This is a genomic window from Ensifer sp. ENS07 (assembly GCF_014852185.1).
Classification (GTDB): domain Bacteria; phylum Pseudomonadota; class Alphaproteobacteria; order Rhizobiales; family Rhizobiaceae; genus Ensifer; species Ensifer adhaerens.
Genome location: NZ_JACVBE010000003.1, coordinates 48,334 through 67,316 on the forward strand (window position 1 = coordinate 48,334; position 18,983 = coordinate 67,316).

Below are 18,983 nucleotides of genomic sequence, written 5' to 3' on the forward strand. Positions count from 1 at the left end.
TGGAACACCACCTCAGCCGCTACCGGGTACGACAGTGTCGTCATCGTTGTCCGGCAGCAACCCTGAGCCGGGGGTCTTGGTCTTGTCGGTCAGTCGATCCTTTGCATGAGGACCTGCGGTTGGAAGATGCTGCCCACCCGACGGATCCTTGCCGGTTTCCTCGATCGCCTGCTGGGCCTTCTTGTCCTTGCTCATGCGGCGCTCCTTCTTTGGAAAGAAGGAATCCACGAGGCGTGAAATAGTTCCGGCCCGAATTTCGGGTAAAGGACATCGCGACGCGATTTCAGATGCTCAATCGAGCTCGACGATCTGTCCGTCGCGGGCGGCAAAGGCGCCGGGGAATGTCGCCTTGACATCGCGTTCCATGGCGGCCAACGCCTCATCGGTGCGCGACGGATCGTGGTGGAACATGGCGAGCTGCTTGACGCCGGCGGCCATCGCCAGTCGTGCGCCATGCATGCCGGTCGAGTGTCCGTAACCCTGAAAATGCTCCATCTCGCTTTCGAGATAGGTGCAGTCGTAGACGAACAGTTCAGCGCCGGCGATCAGTTCAAGGACGCCGGGATCGAGAACGCCCGGCTCGTGCTCGGTATCATAGACGAGCGCGACGGCGCGGCCATTCCATTCGATCCGGTAGCCGACGCAGCCACCGGGATGATTGAGGCTCATCGTGCGGATGGTGACGCCGGCACGCGGGGTCAGCACGTCACCGGGTTTGAAGTCCATGCCGTCGAGGCTCGCCTGACAGATGTCGGGATCGACCGGGAACCACGGCGGGCGCATGAAATCGCGGATCATCTCCCGCGTGGTCATGGTGCCGTGCAGATGGCCTGACCAGAAGCGCACCGAATTGCGACATTTGTAGATGGGTTTGAAATAGGGAAGACCGATAATGTGGTCGTAGTGGCTGTGAGTGAAGAACAGATCGAACTCTTCGACACCTTCGGCGATCAACGCATATCCCGCCTCGCGCAGGCCAGAACCGGCATCGAACAGCAATACGTCCTTACCGCATCGAATCTCGATGCAGGATGTATTTCCTCCATAGGCGACGTACTGTTGGCCGGAGACCGGCAAACTTCCTCTTACGCCCCAGAACCGCACTCGAAAGTTGTCGTCACGCATTCAGTTTCGGCTTCACTACGCACACTTGGATCATTTTGATCCTTGTATGACTGTTAAACAAGCACAGATGGCCACACCCCTGCAATGCCGTGGGTCATTATTTGGAAACTAACCTTCGCGTCGCCAAGTTCCGCTCCGGCCCGATCCGCTTCTCGCACAACCACTAGGCCGCCGAAACGGACAGAGGTGTCCCCCTGGTAACAGCCAACGAAACTTTTTGTTGCGCTCCTGCGTGGATTATCTGACGAACGTTAAGGGCGAGCGAAGATCGAGGCGCTGATGGTTGAGGCAATGGAAGGCCGATTTTACGATAGCGTGCCGTTGTTCGACGCCTTCGAAGGCGTCGCGGACGAAGCGAATTACCGGCCGTTGCCGGACGGCTGGCTGCTGGCCGTGGCCGATATCGTCAACTCGACCGGTGCGATTGCCGACGGCCGCTACAAGACAGTCAACATGGCTGGCGCCAGCGTCATATCCGCCCTGATGAACGTGCTCGAAGAAAAGACGATGCCCTTCGTATTCGGGGGGGATGGCGCCTTGGCGGCGCTGCCGGCATCAATGGCCGACAGGGCCCGCGACGCGCTGGCCGCGGTGAAGACCTGGGTGGCGGAGGAACTTGACCTTGAGTTGCGGACCGCGCTCGTTCCGGTCAGTGACATCCGCCAGCACGGGCTCGACATGCGCGTCGCCCGCTTCAAGGCCAGCGACGAGGTTTCCTACGCGATGTTTGCAGGCGGCGGCGCAAGCTGGGCCGAGGCGGCAATGAAGGCCGGGCGCTATCACGTCGCGGCAGCGCCTGCCGGCAGCCGGCCGGACCTGACCGGCCTTTCCTGTCGCTGGAACCCGATCGAGTCCCGCCACGGCACGATTGCCTCGATCATCGCGGTGCCGGGCGCGAAGGGCAACGGACCGGAATTCCAGGCGCTGATCGCCGACATCGTCGCGCTTGCCGACGAGGAAGGTCGCGGCGGTCACCCCGTTCCCGAGCTTGGTCCGACCGCGCGGTTCTCCTTCCAGGGGATCGACACCGAGACGCGCGCGGCCGCTCCGCGAGGGCGACGTTTCCTGAAGCGTTGCGTTATCACCGTGCAGACGCTGGCACTTTTCGTCTGCCTTCGCATGGGCTGGAACCTTGGGCCCTTCGATACGAACCGATACCGCCGCGACCTTGCCGACAACACCGACTTCCGTAAATTCGACGACGGCCTGAAAATGACGATCGATATCAGTGCCCCGTGCCTCGAACGGATCGAGGCGCGGCTGCAGCGGGCAGAGGCAGAGGGCGTCGGACACTATGGCCTGCACCGGCAGGATTCGGCGCTGATGACCTGCATCGTGCCGACGCCGATGACCCGCGACCACATACACTTCGTCGACGGCGCCTCTGGAGGCTATGCGGTGGCGGCGAGCAATCTCAAGGCCGCGCTGGCGCGCAACAAGGCTACTCAACCCTTTGCGGGTGGCGCCGGCTAGCTGTTGTGGCCACAGGGATGCGCACGACCGTTGCGCTATGCCTTGATAATGTGGCTGCCCGTCAGGCCGTTTCGATGGAAGACGTTGCGGGTATCGACGACGAGCGGCGCCCACTTGGCGAGGGCTGCGTAGTCCACCTGGTCGTGGTCGGTGGCGATCAGCACGGCGTCGAACGCCGCCACCGTGGGCTCGTCGAGCGTCACTGAACGCCGGCCCTTCAGAGCGGCATATTCGCGCGTCGGCGGGATCTCGGTAACGTAGGGGTCGTGATAGGCGGTGTGGCCGCCGCGCTCCTCGATCAGTTCGATCAGGCGCAACGATGGGCTCTCGCGAATATCGGGAACGTTCTTCTTGTAGGCGAGGCCGATGACGAGAACGGTGGAGCGGCTGAGCGCCTTGCCGGCGTGCCGGTCCAGCGCCTCGGCCAGTCGGCTGACGACGTGGCGCGGCATGGCCGAGTTGATCTCGCCGGCAAGCTCGATGAAACGCGTCGGCAGTTCGTATTCGCGCGACTTCCAGGTGAGGTAAAAAGGGTCGATCGGAATACAGTGGCCGCCGAGGCCGGGGCCGGGATAGAACGGCATATAGCCGAACGGCTTGGTTTTGGCGGCCTCGATCACTTCCCAGACGTCGATGCCCATCGCCTCGTAGACAATCTTCAATTCGTTGACGAGCGCGATGTTGACCGAGCGGAAGATGTTTTCGGTGAGTTTCACGGCTTCCGCCGTGGCGTTGGACGAGACCGGAACGACCGTCTTGACCACGGAAGCGTAGAACGCCTCCATCAGCTTTGCCGCCTCGGGGCCGTCGCCGGCGACGACCTTCGGAATGCTCACGGTCTCATAGACCGGGTTGCCCGGGTCTTCGCGCTCGGGTGAAAAGCCGACGAAAAATTCGGCGCCGGACTTGAACCCGGTTTCCTCGAGGATGCTGCGCACGATGCCATCGGTCGTACCGGGGTAGGTGGTCGATTCCAGGACGATGAGCTGCGCGGGACGCAGGGTTGCGGCGATCGCGCGCGACGTCTTTTCGACAAAGGAAAGGTCCGGGTCGCGATATTTGGTCAGGGGCGTCGGCACGCAGATGATGATGACGTCGCAGCCGGACAGTTCGAGGAAATCCGTCGTGGAACGGAAACGGCCAGCACCGCTCTCCCGGGCAAGGACAGCGTCCGAGACCGCCCCGATGTAGGACTTGCCCGCATCGAGCGCGACGATCTTGCCGGGATCGATGTCGAAACCGATGACGGAATAGCCCGCGCGCGCTGCCGCAATCGCCAATGGCAGGCCGACATAGCCGAGCCCGATGACGCCGACCTTGGCGCTCCGGTCGGAGATGGACGACAGCAGGCTTTCGAAATGAGGTGAGGTCAAGTTTCGGTTCCGGATCTCGTGGACAGACAGGCGCGGCGCGCGAACATGTCGTGGTTTGTTGGAGAGAAACAAGCCCCAAGTCAAGCGAGGCCCGGCACCAGGGCCGCTGGCAGGCCGTTGAGCCGGCTATCAAATCTTCATGCTGCAACAGGTCGGAAAAATCTTCGTTCGCCTCTGGAAATTGGCGGCGCGCGTGAATATCTGCAACATATAAGTGCCGCATTCCGGGTGCCTGCACGTCATCGACGCCGGAATCGGTTGGAGCATTTTCTTAACGGGCACGGCTCATCATCATCCACCGCGAACATGAACCGGCAAATTGCCGGGGCGTTCGCCGTCTCCGGATGCTGACGCGGGACGGTCTGTCATGCGAGGACGCGAAATGGGCCCGACGAACGACAACGTATCCGAAATCCTCATCGACAAGGTCGCCGACTGGCTGATGCGCACATCGCTGAGCGACGCGCCGCTGGAGACGATCGTCAAAGGCTTCTGCGAGCGGCTGGCGGCCGCCGGCTTGCCGCTGATGCGCGTCCATCTTTCCTTCTCGATGCTGCACCCGCTTTACGATGCTCTGGGCTTCACCTGGGTGCGCGGCAAGGGCGTGGAGGTCAGCGGCCTTCGGCACGAGGAACTGGCGCTTAATCCCGAGCGGTTCCTGCAGAGCCCTTACTATTACCTGCTCAACAACAATCTCGAGCATGTCCGCCGGCGCATCTACCAGGATACCCCGTCCGAATTTCCGATCTTCGACGATCTGAAGGAGCAGGGTGCGACGGACTATCTCGCCTTCATGCAGTCTCTCGGCGCCGATTCCGGCCACGGCATGGTGGGATCCTGGACGACCGATCGGCACGGCGGCTTCACGGACGATGTCATTGGCGCGCTTTTGAAGCTGCAATACCATCTGGCAGTCGCGGCGAAGATGGCGGTGCTCGGCAAGCTCGCCGACAACATGCTGACCACCTATCTCGGCTCCAGCGCTGGCCGGCGTGTGATGAGCGGCCAGGTTCGCCGCGGCGACGGCGAGACCGTGCGCGCCGTCCTCGTCATGGGCGACATGCGCCGCTCGACGATGCTGGCGGAAAAGGAAGGGCGTCAGTCCTATATCGAGACCCTGAACACCTATTTCGATGCAATCGCAGCCCCCTTCAATCGCAACGGTGGCCATATTCTGAGCTTCGTCGGTGACGGCTTCATCGCCGTCTATCCCTGTGGGCGCCACAAGGAGCCCTCGGAATTTGCCGCCCGCGAGGCCTTTGCCGCCGTGCGCGCGGCAACCGCACGCATGGACATGCTGAACGGCGAGCGGCGCAAGCAGGCACGCGATCCGATCGGCTACGGCATCGGTCTGCATGTGGGCAACGTGATGTTCGGCAATGTGGGCCTGCGCGACCGGCTGACGTTCTCGGCCTTCGGCTCGGCCGTCAACGAAGTCCAGAGGTTGCAGAACCTGACCAAGAAATACGCCCACAGCGTCGTCGCGAGCGAAGCCTTCGTCAATTATTGCGGCGGCGACTGGACGGCCCTCGGCCAGGAAAAGCTCCGCGGCGTGCGGCAGAAATTCACGATCCTCTACCCCAACGACGCTGCCTTGCTCGCAAGGGCCGATGAACGATTCGACGACGTGTTGCAGGATGGACTTTCCGAGGCGGAGCATGTCATGCTGCTTCATCGCAATACGCGTCCGCTCCAGCCGCCGCGCGGCCTTATCGACAAGATGCTTCAATAGGGGGAAGAATGTTTCGCACCGTCCTTTTCGTCGCTTCCATCGTCATGGCCGGGAGCGCGATGGCGCAGCCATGGGAAACCAAGCTTTCCGACGACTTCGAGGGGCGGGATTTTGCGCCTGAGGGCGGGCTCTACTATCGCGAGAACTTCGAGCAGACCGCCGGCACGGTGGAGTTTCAGAACGAGGTCAAGCATAACGGTAATGGCGCGCTCAAGCTGAGCGTCGTTCCGACCTGTCCCGATTCGCTCGACGGTTGCAGCGAGCGGGCCGAGATCTGGGAAAAGACGGCGCTGCGCGTGCCATACGACCAGGGCGTCTGGTATGGTTTCGCGGTCAAGTTTGCCGACCCGATCCCGAATGAGGACCATCGTTATCTGATCGCCCAGTGGAAGCGCGAGATCGATCCGGGTGCCGAGGGCGATTTCAGCCCGTTCCTTGCCTTGAGGCTCGAGGCCGGCAAACTTTTCGCCACTGTGGAAACGAACTATATCGCGCCGCTCTGGGCCGGTCCTGAGGGGAAGCCGGCGAGCTGCAAACCGGGCGAGATCCCCGTATGGGGGCGGCCGGGCGTCAACCAGATGCGCATGCTGGTCGCCGCAGACAGCAACTGGGAGCTGATCGACGGCAGTCTCTTCAATGCATGCACCGATGCGATCAAGGTGACGAACCACGGCAATCCGTTGCCCGACCCGAAGTCCGGCTGGATCGATTTCGCGATCTACACGCTGCCGGGAGCCAATGGCACGGGTCGCATCGAACTCTTCGCCAACGACAAGCCGATCATCACGGTGACGGGCCATATCGGTCACGACGACAAGGGGCTCGGCAAGAACCAGTACTTCAAGTTCGGCCCCTACCGGGCGGCCGATAAAACCGACTGGACACTGTTTTACGACGACTTCCGACGCTCGGCCAATTGCGCCGACGTGTTGAAGGGCGGTGCCTGCCCTTCGTTCTAACCATCTGAAGATGCAGGTGGGTAGAGCCTCGTCTGCAACCGGTGTGCTGGACAGCCCTTGGAAGCTGCGCTAGTCTTTTTTTAGAGGCGGCGGATAAAAAGCAATGAGGGAAGCGTGCTGCTATGACATCTGGGGCGGACCTGCTTCGAGTTGAAGGTCTGCGGATCACATTCTCGGTGCTCGGCGGCGAAGTTCAAGCCGTCAATAACGCGAATTTCAGAATTTTGCCCGGCAAGGTGACGGCGCTCGTCGGCGAGTCCGGATCGGGGAAATCCGCAATCAGCCAGGCGGTGATGGGCATCTTGCCCAACGTCGCCAAGGTTGGTGGCAAAATTTTGTTCAACGACCCGACGACGGCTGCAAAGCCGATCGACCTGCTCTCGCTGGAGCGGGAAGGGGAGGAGATCCGCAGCCTGCGCGGCACGCGCATCAGCAAGATCTTCCAGGAGCCGATGACATCGCTGTCGCCGCTCCACACGATCGGAAACCAGATTTCCGAAGTGCTGAAGATCCACACCGACGCGGAAAAGGCGGAACGTCGGGCGCGAACGGAAGAGCTGCTCGGCTATGTGGGCTTTGCCAATCCGAAGCGCGCCTACGACATGTATCCGTTCGAGCTTTCCGGCGGCATGCGGCAACGCGCGATGATTGCCATGGCATTGATCTGCCGGCCGGCGCTGTTGATCGCCGACGAGCCGACGACGGCGCTCGACGTGACCGTTCAGGCCCAGATCCTGAAACTCCTGCGCGAGCTTCAGGTCAAACTCAACATGGCCATGCTGCTGATCACCCATGACCTTGGCGTCGTCGCCAACATGGCCGACGAGGTTGTGGTGATCTATCACGGCCAGATCGTCGAAGCGGGTCCGGTCGAGGCGATCTTCCGCAACCCGCAGCATCCCTATCTCAAGGGCCTGATGGCCGCGGTTCCGCATTTCGACATGAAGCCCGGCGAGCGGCTGAAGGCACTGCGCGAAGTGCCGGTCAAGGCCGGAACGCTGCTCGGGACCTCGGCCGCCGACCGGCGCACCGGTCCCGACGTGCTTTTGTCCGTCCGCAATGTCTCGAAGACCTATGGAACGCGCAAATCGTCCTGGTTCGGTGGTGGCGAAGATACGCTGCATCGCGCCGTCGACGATGTCAGTTTCGATATCCGCCGTGGCGAGTGCCTCGGCCTCGTCGGGGAAAGCGGCTGCGGCAAGACCACCGTCAGCAAGATCCTGATGCGGGCCGTCACGCCCGACCAGGGCTCGGTGATCTTCGACAATGGCGAGGGGCCGGTCGATGTGCTGAAAGTGCAGGGCGACGACCTTAAGGCCATGCGGTCCAAGATCCAGATGGTCTTCCAGGATCCGGTCTCCTCGCTCTCGCCGCGCATGACGGTCAAGAACATCCTCAGCGAGCCGCTCGAGATCCACGGGCGCGGAACGGGCAAATCGCGCGAAGAAACGGTGCGTTCGCTGCTGCAGGCCGTCGGTCTCGACCAGCGCTTCATCAACCGCTACCCGCATTCCTTCTCGGGCGGTCAACGCCAGCGCATCGGGATCGCGCGCGCACTGGCGCTGGTGCCGGAGCTGCTAATCTGCGACGAGCCGGTGTCCGCGCTCGACGTCTCCGTCCAGGCGCAGATCCTCAATCTGCTGAAGGACCTGCAGAAGGAGCTGGGGCTGACCTGCCTGTTCATCTCGCACAATCTGGCTGTCGTCGACTATATGGCCGACCGCATCGCCGTGATGTGTGCAGGGCGTATCGTCGAGCTGGCGCCGCGCGAGGTGCTGATGCGCAATCCTGTTCATCCCTATACCAAGTCGCTGCTCGCGGCGGTTCCTTATCCGGATCTCGACCGGCCGCTGGATTTCGAACTGCTGAAGGACAGCGAAGGTTCGGACATGCGGCGTTGGGGAGCGCAGTTCCGGGACGATGATGCCGGCGACGCGCTGATCCCCGCGGATCTCGGTGGTGACCACATCGTGCTGGCGCGCCGATCCGTGGATGCAAGGGAGTTGCGGCCATGATCACCCGCCGAACTGTATTGGCATTGCTTGCGACTGTGGCTCTGCCGACGCGGCTCTTTGCAGCTGCAGGCGAGCCCGCATTCTGGGAAAAGCAGATTGCCGACGGCAAGCTGCCGCCGCTGGCCGAGCGCCTGCCGAAGACGCCGCGTGTCATCAACGTCGCGGCCATGGGGCGCCAGCCCGGCAAGTACGGCGGCGAGGTGCGGATGCTGATCGGCAGCGCCAAGGACATCCGCCTGATGACGATCTACGGCTATGCCCGTCTGGTCGGCTTCGACGAAGCGCTGAAGATCGAAGCGGACGTTCTCGAAAGCTTCGAAACGGTCGAGGACCGCATCTTCACCTTCCACATCCGTGAAGGCCACAAGTGGTCCGACGGCACGCCGCTGACGTCGGAGGATTTCCGCTATTGCTGGGACGACGTTCTCAATAACGAGAAGCTGAGCCCGGCCGGGCTGCCGACGGCGCTGGTCATGGATGGCGAGGCCGCCAAGTTCGAGATCATCGACGAACGCACGGTGCGCTATTCCTGGTCGACACCCAATCCTGACTTCCTGCAGAAGCTCGCCGGCGCCCAGCCGATGGTGGTGGTGATGCCGTCGACCTACCTGAAACAGTTCCATGAGAAATATCAGGAAGAAGACAAGCTCAAGGCCCTGATGAAGGAGGAGCGGGTCAAGAAATGGAGCCAGCTGCACATGCGCATGGCCCGTTCCTACCGCCCGGAAAACCCGGACCTGCCGACGCTGGACCCCTGGCGCAACACGACGCCGCTTCCGGCCGAACAATTCGTCTTCGAGCGCAATCCCTACTATCATCGCGTCGACGAGAACGGCCTGCAGTTACCCTATATCGACAAGTTCGTGCTCAGCGTCAGCTCGTCTGCGCTAATCCCGGCCAAGACCGGCACCGGCGAAAGCGACCTGCAGGCGACCGGTATCGACTTCGTCGACTACACCTTCCTCAAGGATTCCGAGAAGCGCTATCCGGCGAAAGTGCTGCTGTGGAAGAAGACGCAGGGCTCGCGCCTGGCGCTGCTTCCCAACCTCAACTGCTCGGATGCGGTCTGGCGGGCGCTGCTGCAGGATGTGCGCGTTCGCCGCGCGCTGTCGCTTGCCATCGACCGTACCGAAATCAACAAGGCGGTGTTCTACGGCCTGACGAAGGAAAGCGCCGACACGGTGCTGCCCGAGAGCCCGCTCTTCCGGCCCGAGTTTGCCAGTGCCTGGGTCGCCCACGATCCGGAACAGGCCAATGCGCTGCTCGACGAGGCAGGCCTTACGAACAAGGGCAGCGACGGCATCCGTATTCTCTCCGACGGCCGCGCGGCGCAGATCGTCGTGGAAACGGCCGGGGAAAGCACACTCGAGACGGACGTGCTGCAGCTCATCACCGACTACTGGCAGAAGGTTGGGATATCGCTCTTCATCCGGACCTCGCAACGCGACACGTTCCGCAGCCGCGCCGTCGGTGGCGAGATCATCATGTCGATGTGGTTCGGCATAGACAACGGCGTGCCGACGGCCAGCATGAACCCCGGCCAGCTTGCGCCGACCGCGGACGACCAGCTGCAATGGCCGGTCTGGGGGCTGAATTATCTTTCCCACGGCGAAATGGGCCAGGCCCCGGACCTTCCGGCAGCCGTGGAACTGACGGAACTGCTGAAGCGCTGGCGGCATTCGGCCGAAGACGCCGAGCGGACGGAGATTTGGAGCCGGATGCTCTCGATCTACACCGACCAGGTGTTCTCGATCGGCATCGTCAACGCCTCGCTCCAGCCGATCCTCGTGGCAAAGAAGCTGAGGAACGTGCCCGACACTGCGCTCTACGGCTTCGACCCCACGTGCTATTTCGGTGTCTACAAACCCGACACCTTCTGGATCGAACAGGAAGCCTGACATGCTGCGATATATTCTCTGGCGTATCGCGGCGATGGCTCCGACCCTCCTCATCATTTCCGCTCTTGTCTTCACCATCATCGAACTGCCGCCAGGAGATTACTTCGAGAGCTATGTCGCCGAGATCAAGGCGCAGGGCGAAGGCGTGGACATGGAGCAGATCGAGGCGCTCAGGAAGGAGTACGGCTTCGATCAGCCGCCGGTCCTGCGCTACGTCTATTGGCTCGGCGGCATGCTGCAGGGCGATTTCGGCTATTCGTTCGAGTACGAGCTTCCGGTGAGCGCCGTCGTCGGCGACCGCCTGTGGCTGACGATCCTCGTTTCCTTCGTCACCATCATCTTCACCTGGTTGATCGCTTTCCCGATCGGCATCTACTCGGCGACCCATCAGTACAGCTGGGGCGACTATGGCCTGTCGCTGATGGGCCTGATCGGCATCGCCATCCCCAACTTCATGCTGGCGCTGATCCTGATGTATTTCGCCAATATCTGGTTCGGGATTTCGATCGGCCATTTGATGGACCAGAAGTATCTCGCTGAACCTATGAGTTGGGAAAAGGCGAAATCGATCCTCGAACACATCTGGATACCGGTCATCATCGTTGGCGCGGCGGGAACCGCCGGCATGATCCGGCGCCTGAGGGCCAACCTGCTTGACGAGTTGCAGAAGCAGTATGTGGTGACGGCACGCGCCAAGGGCCTTTCGCCGATGCGCACGCTGGTGAAATATCCGCTGCGCATGGCGCTGAACTTCTTCATCTCGGATATAGGTTCGATCCTGCCGGCGATCATCTCCGGCGCGGAAATCACCGCGATCGTGCTTTCGCTCGAGACCACCGGCCCGATGTTGATCAAGGCGTTGCAGAGCCAGGACATGTATCTTGCCGGGTCTTTCTTGATGTTCCTGGCCTTCCTGACGGTGATCGGCGTGTTGATCTCCGACATCGCGCTCGCCATTCTTGATCCTCGAATTCGGCTGCAAGGCAGGAGCACCAAGTGACGTCATTTCTTCCGGCGCCCGGCGAGCCCATGCCGCACTACGTATCGACGGCTCCGTTCGACCCCTATTCCGTCGAGGCGATGACGGACGAGCAGGTGCGCGTCAACCAGGCTTCGCAGCTGCGGCTGATGTGGTGGAAATTCCGCCGTCACAAGCTGGCGCTTGCGTCCGGCGTTTTTCTCGTCGTGCTCTACCTGATGATCGTCGTCTGCGAGTTTCTGGCGCCCTATAACCTGCATACCCGGAATATGGACTATATCTATGCGCCGCCGCAGGCGGTGCATCTCTTCCATGAGGGCAAGTTCGTCGGTCCCTTCGTCTACGGCCGCACGATGACGCTGGACATGGATACGCTGAAGCGCAACTACGCCGACGATACCAACGATGTGCAGCCGCTTCGCTTCTTCTGCCGCGGCGACGGCTATCGCTTCTGGGGGCTGTTTGAAAGCAACGTGCATTTCGTCTGCCCGGCAACGGGCGGCGAGGCCTTCTTCCTCGGAACGGACCGCCTCGGGCGCGACGTGCTGTCGCGCATCATCTATGGCGCGCGGATTTCGCTGACGATCGGCCTTCTCGGCATTACCGTCAGCTTCGTGCTCGGCATCGTCATCGGCGGTCTTGCCGGCTACCACGGCGGCGTCTTCGATCTCATCGTCCAGCGTGTCATCGAGGTGTTGCAATCGATCCCGAGCATACCGCTCTGGCTGTCGCTGGCGGCGATCATGCCGGCGACCTGGAGTCCAATCTTCATCTATCTGGCGATCACGATCATCCTCGGCCTGCTCGATTGGACCGGGCTTGCGCGCGCTGTCCGCTCGAAGCTGCTGGCCTTGCGCGAGGAAGACTATGTGCTTGCGGCCCAGCTTATGGGCGCAAGGAGCAGCCGCATCATCGGCCGGCACCTCGTGCCCGGTTTCATGTCGCATCTGATCGCCACCGCGACCATCTCTATTCCCGGCATGATCCTCGGGGAAACGGCGCTCAGCTTCCTTGGCCTCGGTCTCAGGCCGCCGATCACCAGCTGGGGCATTCTGCTGACGGAGGCGAAAAGCGTCAGCGTCATTGCCTTCTATCCCTGGCTCCTATTTCCCACAATTCCGGTCATTCTTGTGATTTTGGCGTTCAACTTCTTGGGAGATGGGTTGCGTGACGCGGCGGATCCCTACAAATGAAGCCCGGTTTGACGCAGCCACACGGCCCGCGTGAAACGGTTCATCGTACCCTGAGTGAAAGGTTTCTTGCATGATGCGGCGTTTTGAAGATGCCCGGATCCTCATGTATAGCCATGACACGTTCGGGCTCGGACACCTCAGGCGCTGCCGCACGATCGCGCATTCGCTGGTGGAAGACTATCGCGGCTTGAACATCCTGATCATTTCCGGGGCGACGATTGCCGGCGCGTTCGACTATCGCGCGCGCGTGGATTTCGTGAAGATCCCGAGCGTGATCAAGCTGCATAATGGCGACTACACCTCGCTCGACCGCCATATCGAACTCGATGAAACGCTGAAGATGCGCCAGGCGATCATTCGCCATACGGCAGAGACCTTCAAGCCGGACATCTTCATCGTCGACAAGGAGCCGATGGGCCTGCGCGGCGAGGTCGAGGAAACGCTGACCTATCTGAAGGCGCACGGCACGACGCTCGTCCTCGGCCTGCGTGAGGTCATGGATGCGCCGCACCTGCTCGAGGCAGAGTGGAAGCGGCGCGATACCATGCGCAAGATCGAGCAGTACTACGACACGATCTGGGTCTACGGCCCGCCTGATTTCTACGACCCCCTGACCGAACTTGACGTGCCGCCCGCGGTGCGCGAGCGCATGAACTTCGTCGGTTTTCTGCAGCGCAGCGTCCCGCGCGAGGAATTGCCGGGTCATAAGCCTCAGGGCGACTACATCCTCGTCACCACCGGCGGCGGCGGAGATGGGGCGGACCTGATCCACGACGTCATCCACGCCTATCAGCAGGATCCGGAGCTCACGCACAAGGCGCTGATCGTGCTAGGGCCCTATATGCCGGTCAAGAAGCGCGAGAAGCTGATCCGCAAGGGCAGCAAGATCCCCTATATCAAGATCATCGAGTTCGACAATCGCATGGAAGAGCTCATTGCCGGCGCCAAGGGCGTCGTCGCCATGGGCGGCTACAACACCTATTGCGAAATCCTCTCCTTCGACAAGCCGGCGCTGATCGTGCCGCGCATCCAGCCGCGCGAGGAGCAATTGATCCGCGCGCGCCGGGCTGCCGAGCTGGGGCTGGTCGAGATGCTCCTGCCGGACGAGGCGGAGGATCCGTTGCGGCTGGCGGCGGCGCTGAGGGCGCTGCCTTATCGTGAGCCACCGTCGAAAAGCAGCGCCAACGGCCTGCGGCTGGAAGGCCTCGTGCACATCTCCGAGATCGTCGGCAGATGGCTCGATCGGCCGTCGAGCGACCACCTGAACATCGTGAAGAAATCGAGCTGAAGCATTGCCGACAGACCGCAAGATTGCAGTCGTGCTGAAGGGCTACCCGCGTCTTTCGGAAACATTCATCGCCCAGGAACTGCTTGGCCTCGAGCGCGCCGGGATCGAACTCGTCCTGATCTCGCTTCGGCGTCCGACGGACGGCAAGCGCCACCCGGTGCATGACGAAATCCGCGCCGACGTCCACTATCTGCCCGAATATCTGCATGAGGAGCCGCTAAGGGTTCTGCGCGGGCTCGTGCGCTGTCTGCCGAAACCCGGATTCTGGCGCGTCCTGGGTCTATTCCTCAAGGACCTGCCGCGCGATTTCAGCCGCAACCGCTTTCGCCGGCTCGGCCAGGCGCTGGTGCTCGCCTCCGAATGGCCTGGACAGCCGCGCTGGCTGCACGCGCACTTCATCCATACCCCTGCTTCGGTGACGGCCTATGCCAGCGTGATTGCCGGCACGCCCTGGACCTGTTCGGCGCATGCAAAGGACATCTGGACCTCGCCCGACTGGGAACTGTCCGAAAAGCTCGGCCTTGCGCGCTGGACCGTGACCTGCACACGCATGGGGTACGAGCATCTCCGCAGCCTTGCCAGCGACAAATCGAGAGTACATCTGAGCTATCATGGCCTCGACCTCGACCGCTTCCCGCATTTCGACGGCACGCATTCCAATCGCACCGGTTCCGATCCGGCCGATCCCGTCCGCATCGTCAGCGTCGGCCGTGCCGTTGGAAAAAAGGGCTACGACGTGTTGCTGAAGGCGCTGGCCAAGCTGCCGGCAGAGCTTCATTGGCGGTTCGAGCATATCGGCGCCGGCGAACTGACCGGCCAATTGAAGACGCTCGCCACGGAGCTCGGCGTCTCCGACCGTATTGTCTGGAAGGGCGCGCTCGACCAGACCGATGTGCTTGCGCACTATCGGGCAAGCGACATCTTTGCGCTTGCCTGCCGGATCACCGCGGACGGCGATCGGGACGGGTTGCCGAACGTGCTTGTCGAAGCATCGAGCCAGCGGCTGGCCTGCGTCTCGACGGCGATATCCGGCGTTCCGGAACTCCTCGAGGACGGCGAAAACGGCCGTGTCGTTCCGTCGGAGGATCCGCAGGCACTTGCGGCCGCGCTTGAGGAACTGATCCGCAATCCGGCACTTCGCCACAGGTTCGGCGATGCGGCCGAGCGGAAGGTTCGCGGCCAGTTCGACCACCACACCAGCATCGAACAACTCGCCGGCCTGTTCGCCAGCGAATGGAGAGCCGCCTGATGTCCGCACGTCGCGTCTTCTTCTACGTACAGCACCTGCTCGGCATCGGTCACCTGGCGCGGGCAAGCCGGATCGCGAGCGCCTTGGCGGCCAAAGGCTATGACGTGACCGTCGTGACGGGCGGCAGCCCGGTGCCGGGGTTCCCCGCAAACGATGTGAAACACGTGGCCCTGCCGCCGGTGCTGGCTGGCGACAAGGGGTTTAGCGGACTTGCCGATGGCGAGGGAAACCCGGTCAGCGAGGCTTTCAAGCAAGAGCGCCGCGACCTGCTGATCGAGGCATTTCTTGCCTGCAAGCCTGACATCGTCATCTTCGAAGCCTTCCCCTTTGGCCGCCGCCAGATGCGTTTCGAGTTGATGCCGCTGCTGGAGGTGATCGAGAAGCAGGAGCCGCGGCCCCTCGTTGCCGCATCGCTGCGCGATATCCTGCAGGAGCGGACGAAGCCCGGGCGCGCCGAAGAAACCCTCGACGTTGTCAGGGCGCATTTCGACCTCGTGCTCGTGCATGGCGATCCTGCCTTTGCGCGGCTAGAGGAGACCTATCCGTATACGGCGGAGATCGAAGACAAGATCGTCTATACCGGTCTTGTCGCCGGCCATGCCCCTGAACCTCCGGCTGAAAGGTTCGACGTGCTTGTTTCGGCTGGCGGCGGCGCGGTCGGCAAGGAGCTGATCGGCGCGGCACTACAGGCGGCCGGGCTGCTTGCGGGCGACCTGAAATGGTGCCTGATCACCGGGCCGAACCTGCCGCAGGACGACTATGATGGCTTTGCCGCCGCAGCGCCCGCAAACGTGCATCTGTTCCGCTTCCGCAAGGATTTTGCGAGCCTTCTGTCGGGTGCGCGGCTCTCGGTTTCCCAGGCCGGCTACAACACCGTCTGCGATATCTTCCGTGCCGGCTGTGCGTCGCTGCTCATTCCCTTCGTCGCCGGCGGCGAGACCGAGCAGTCGACGCGCGCCGAAAGGCTCGAAAAGCTCGGCCTTGCCGGCGTTCTGCCAGAAGCGGACGTGACACCGGAGAGGCTGGCCCGCGACGTCGAGACGATGCTGGCGCGGCCAAGGCCGGAGATCCCACCACTCGACCTGAACGGCGCCGCTAGAACGGCGGAGATACTGGGGCTTCAGACGGTCCGCTAGCCGTAGTCGGTGGTGCCCATCGGTCTCCGCTGAAGGCCGCCCTTGAGCGGAACCACCGAAATAGAAAAGTCGCTCGGCAAACCAATGGTCGGGCGACCATTCGACTATCTGCCAGTATGTACGGAGCCTGGATATTTTCCTCGCGTTCTGCGTGTCCCGGCTGGCTGTCTCCGGAATGGTATGTTAGTGAAATCAATAATACTGATTCTGAATATACGAAGTGCATTTCCACCGAACGATAACCTGGGTTCCTGTGTGCACTAAACTCAAGGTCTTGCCAGGACTGGGTCATACTCTTGGCGAAGAGTTTCCCGTACGGCTTTCCTGCCTTGTCTACCTCTCCAACATCCGCCGGCCTCTCGCGCACGGCATCGCCTGTGCGCTGCAGCGGCGCCGGCTGGCGAGCGTAGAGGCAGCGGGGCACCCGCGATGAACGGCGGCCGCAGAGCAATGCAAGGGGATTTCGGCGCGTCGAGCGCGTAAGGCAGGAGGGGCAGTTGAGAAATCTGATCGCGCTGTTGATCTCAGTGACCTTGGCATTGGGGGCCGGGGAGGTAATGCTGCGCATGTTCACGCCGTTTCCGATCGGAACGCAGTCGCACCGAAGCATCGACGAAAAGTATGGCTATCGTCTCGATCCTACCCTTGCCGGCGTTGACGAGGACGGCTTCCGCGACCCGACAGGCGCACGGCAGGGCTTTCAAGTCGCCGCAATCGGCGACTCGATGACCTATGGCAACAACGTCGAAAGCGGTCAGACCTGGCCGGCCGTCTTCCAGGCCATCACCGGCGAACACACCTACAATTTTGGTGTCGGAAGTTACGGCATCTACACCTACCACGCGATCGTCCACGACGCGCTGGCAAATGGAGCCAAAGGCGCGATCGTCGCCATTTTCCCAGGCAACGACTTCGCGATCGTTTTTTCGGCATGCGATATCATGAACGCGCGTTCCGACTTCTGGCTTGCAGAGCAGGCACGGCTTCACCTGCAGGCTCTCTTCAGTCCGACCGGAAGCCATACGCAATGCACCAAGGCGCGATCGGCGAGCATCAAGACGAAGCTGTTCGAGAACGTCGCGCTTCTGAGCGCTTATCAATATGCGATAAAGGACCGTGTGACGAGCTTGTATGCGCGCTTCCTTGGCACGGGCAGCGATGAAGCGTCCGAATATTACCGGTTCCTGGACGGGATCCCACCGGTGTCGAGGCGCTATGTGGATGATGCCGGTCGCATGAGCGATTTGGCCTCGTCCGAGACAGCGGCGATGTTTGCGGACTTTGAACGTTTTGCGGCCGACTGGGCCGCGCAGGGACGGGGACGGGTAGGACTGTTGCTGATTCCGTCCAAGGAGCGTGTGGTTTTCGAACACCTTCGGCGCGGTGGCCAGCTGGCGGTTGCCGATCCCGCCTTCATCCGCAGTGTCGAGCGTCAGATCGCACTCGAGGACAAAATTCGGGAGGTCGCCGGCCGGCTTGATCTGCCGTATCGTAGTGCGGTGGATGCAACGACTGACGCCTTGCGGGATGCGATCCTGGCCGGGCAGCGCTTTTATCCTGATAACGACGGACATCCGTTTGAGGCAGGCTACAAGGCGTTCGCAGGAACCGCGTCGTCGCTCTGGAACGAGATGAAATCAAGGGTCGCCGAGACGCATGACTGAACGTCGGGGGGCGGCGGTACCCGTGGAGGCCGACGACAGACAGCGGTGCCGGAGCGCACGGGTGCTGTCCCGGCAAACAAGTGCGATCTCGATCGGTTCAGACCGTGCCGATCAGCATGAAGCGGGTGTATTTTTTGGTCGGCAGCGCGCCGGCGAACTCCACGGTCGTCAGTGCCGCCTGCTTGGCGAATTCCTCGACCGAGGCCACGCAGTTGATATGCGTCGGCTCGCTGAAATAGTCGTTGGACTGGAGCAGCACCCGCGTACCGGCCGGAATGCGATCGAGCCATGCCTTGAGGTCTGCGATATGCTCGCAGCTCGTATTGATCACCACGTCTGCCGCGAGCGCCGCGTAGTCGATCGCATACATGTCCGCCGTCACGGCATGAAACTTGTCCGGAAAGGCCGCGTTCAGCGTCCGCGCCACCGCTTCGACGTCCGGATCGATGTCGAAGCTGTCGACTGCCGCCACATCGAAGCGCTGGTCTTCCAGCAGCATGGCGCCGAGAATGCCGTACCAGCCGCCGAGGATGGCGATCTTGCCGTAGGAGGGGCCGGCCACCTCAAAGAGCGTATCGCGCGCCCAGACCTTGCAGGCAACCTGCTTGTGGTTGAAGGCATTGGCGATGTGGGCGTCTGGATGTTTGGAGATCACCCGGCCGATCCCTTCGATCAGCGGACTGCGCGTATAGGCGGCGATGCCACGCGCGAGATCGAAGGCATGCTCGTACCAATCGTTGGTTTGGCAGGGGGGATGGCTGGTTTGTTTCATGCGGTCGTTGTAAGCTGCGCATCGAGCGAGTGCAATAACGGCGTGTGCTTTCGGGAGCGTCGACCTCTGCCGGTTGACTTCAAGGCCGCCTGTTGGAAACCGCGTCCATTGCAGATTTCCCTCGCAC

At 62.0% G+C, this 18,983-nt stretch carries 15 protein-coding genes; 11 read left to right on the plus strand and 4 right to left on the minus strand.

Going from position 1 to position 18,983, the window contains the following annotated elements:
* Nucleotides 1-12 precede the first annotated feature (12 nt).
* Both IB277_RS12945 and IB277_RS12950 read right to left on the minus strand, forming a co-directional pair.
* Nucleotides 13-195, minus strand: coding sequence for a hypothetical protein (locus IB277_RS12945; protein ID WP_034799175.1), 183 nt, complete (start codon nucleotides 193-195; stop codon nucleotides 13-15).
* 96 nt (nucleotides 196-291) lie between these two features.
* A complete protein-coding gene (locus IB277_RS12950; protein WP_112974724.1) occupies nucleotides 292-1,125 on the minus strand; it encodes an MBL fold metallo-hydrolase in 834 nt (277 codons plus the stop codon).
* Nucleotides 1,126-1,404: 279 nt separating this feature from the next.
* Here IB277_RS12950 and IB277_RS12955 point away from each other — a divergent pair, with 279 nt between their 5' ends.
* Complete coding sequence (locus IB277_RS12955; RefSeq protein WP_060586103.1) at nucleotides 1,405-2,598, plus strand: DUF3095 domain-containing protein; 1,194 nt, start codon at nucleotides 1,405-1,407, stop codon at nucleotides 2,596-2,598.
* Between the two features lie 35 nt (nucleotides 2,599-2,633).
* Here the strand turns inward: IB277_RS12955 and IB277_RS12960 are convergent, their stop codons facing one another.
* Nucleotides 2,634-3,971, minus strand: a complete 1,338-nt coding sequence (locus IB277_RS12960) for a nucleotide sugar dehydrogenase (protein ID WP_180316489.1) — start codon at nucleotides 3,969-3,971, stop codon at nucleotides 2,634-2,636.
* Nucleotides 3,972-4,353: 382 nt separating this feature from the next.
* Here IB277_RS12960 and IB277_RS12965 point away from each other — a divergent pair, with 382 nt between their 5' ends.
* The 10 genes from IB277_RS12965 to IB277_RS13010 all read left to right on the plus strand — a co-directional run bounded on the left by IB277_RS12965 (nucleotide 4,354) and on the right by IB277_RS13010 (nucleotide 18,084).
* Nucleotides 4,354-5,703 carry an adenylate/guanylate cyclase domain-containing protein gene (locus IB277_RS12965; protein WP_060521782.1) on the plus strand — a complete coding sequence of 450 codons (1,350 nt, stop codon included), beginning with the start codon at nucleotides 4,354-4,356 and terminating at the stop codon, nucleotides 5,701-5,703.
* Nucleotides 5,704-5,711: 8 nt separating this feature from the next.
* Complete coding sequence (locus tag IB277_RS12970) at nucleotides 5,712-6,662, plus strand: polysaccharide lyase (RefSeq protein ID WP_060521781.1); 951 nt, start codon at nucleotides 5,712-5,714, stop codon at nucleotides 6,660-6,662.
* Nucleotides 6,663-6,784: 122 nt separating this feature from the next.
* Complete coding sequence (locus IB277_RS12975) at nucleotides 6,785-8,677, plus strand: ABC transporter ATP-binding protein (protein WP_060521780.1); 1,893 nt, start codon at nucleotides 6,785-6,787, stop codon at nucleotides 8,675-8,677.
* Nucleotides 8,674-10,575: an ABC transporter substrate-binding protein gene (locus tag IB277_RS12980; protein WP_192371024.1), complete on the plus strand. Its 1,902-nt coding sequence runs from the start codon at nucleotides 8,674-8,676 to the stop codon at nucleotides 10,573-10,575. Before IB277_RS12975 ends, IB277_RS12980 begins: the two co-directional genes overlap by 4 nt.
* 1 nt (nucleotide 10,576) lies before the next feature.
* Nucleotides 10,577-11,575 carry an ABC transporter permease gene (locus tag IB277_RS12985; RefSeq protein ID WP_034799190.1) on the plus strand — a complete coding sequence of 333 codons (999 nt, stop codon included), beginning with the start codon at nucleotides 10,577-10,579 and terminating at the stop codon, nucleotides 11,573-11,575.
* A complete protein-coding gene (locus IB277_RS12990) occupies nucleotides 11,572-12,747 on the plus strand; it encodes an ABC transporter permease (protein WP_090426408.1) in 1,176 nt (391 codons plus the stop codon). The genes IB277_RS12985 and IB277_RS12990 overlap by 4 nt, the downstream gene beginning before the upstream one ends.
* A gap of 70 nt (nucleotides 12,748-12,817) precedes the next feature.
* Complete coding sequence (locus IB277_RS12995) at nucleotides 12,818-14,035, plus strand: glycosyltransferase family protein (RefSeq protein WP_090426411.1); 1,218 nt, start codon at nucleotides 12,818-12,820, stop codon at nucleotides 14,033-14,035.
* Between the two features lie 4 nt (nucleotides 14,036-14,039).
* Nucleotides 14,040-15,284, plus strand: a complete 1,245-nt coding sequence (locus IB277_RS13000) for a glycosyltransferase family 4 protein (protein WP_034799194.1) — start codon at nucleotides 14,040-14,042, stop codon at nucleotides 15,282-15,284.
* A complete protein-coding gene (locus IB277_RS13005; RefSeq protein ID WP_177235716.1) occupies nucleotides 15,284-16,420 on the plus strand; it encodes a glycosyltransferase family protein in 1,137 nt (378 codons plus the stop codon). Before IB277_RS13000 ends, IB277_RS13005 begins: the two co-directional genes overlap by 1 nt.
* 497 nt (nucleotides 16,421-16,917) lie before the next feature.
* Nucleotides 16,918-18,084 carry a hypothetical protein gene (locus IB277_RS13010; RefSeq protein WP_192371025.1) on the plus strand — a complete coding sequence of 389 codons (1,167 nt, stop codon included), beginning with the start codon at nucleotides 16,918-16,920 and terminating at the stop codon, nucleotides 18,082-18,084.
* Between the two features lie 97 nt (nucleotides 18,085-18,181).
* On the opposite strand, the gene IB277_RS13015 is transcribed toward IB277_RS13010, so the two are convergent.
* Entirely contained in the window at nucleotides 18,182-18,856 is a 675-nt protein-coding gene (locus tag IB277_RS13015; RefSeq protein ID WP_192371026.1) for a class I SAM-dependent methyltransferase, read from the minus strand.
* Between the last annotated feature and the right edge of the window lie 127 nt (nucleotides 18,857-18,983).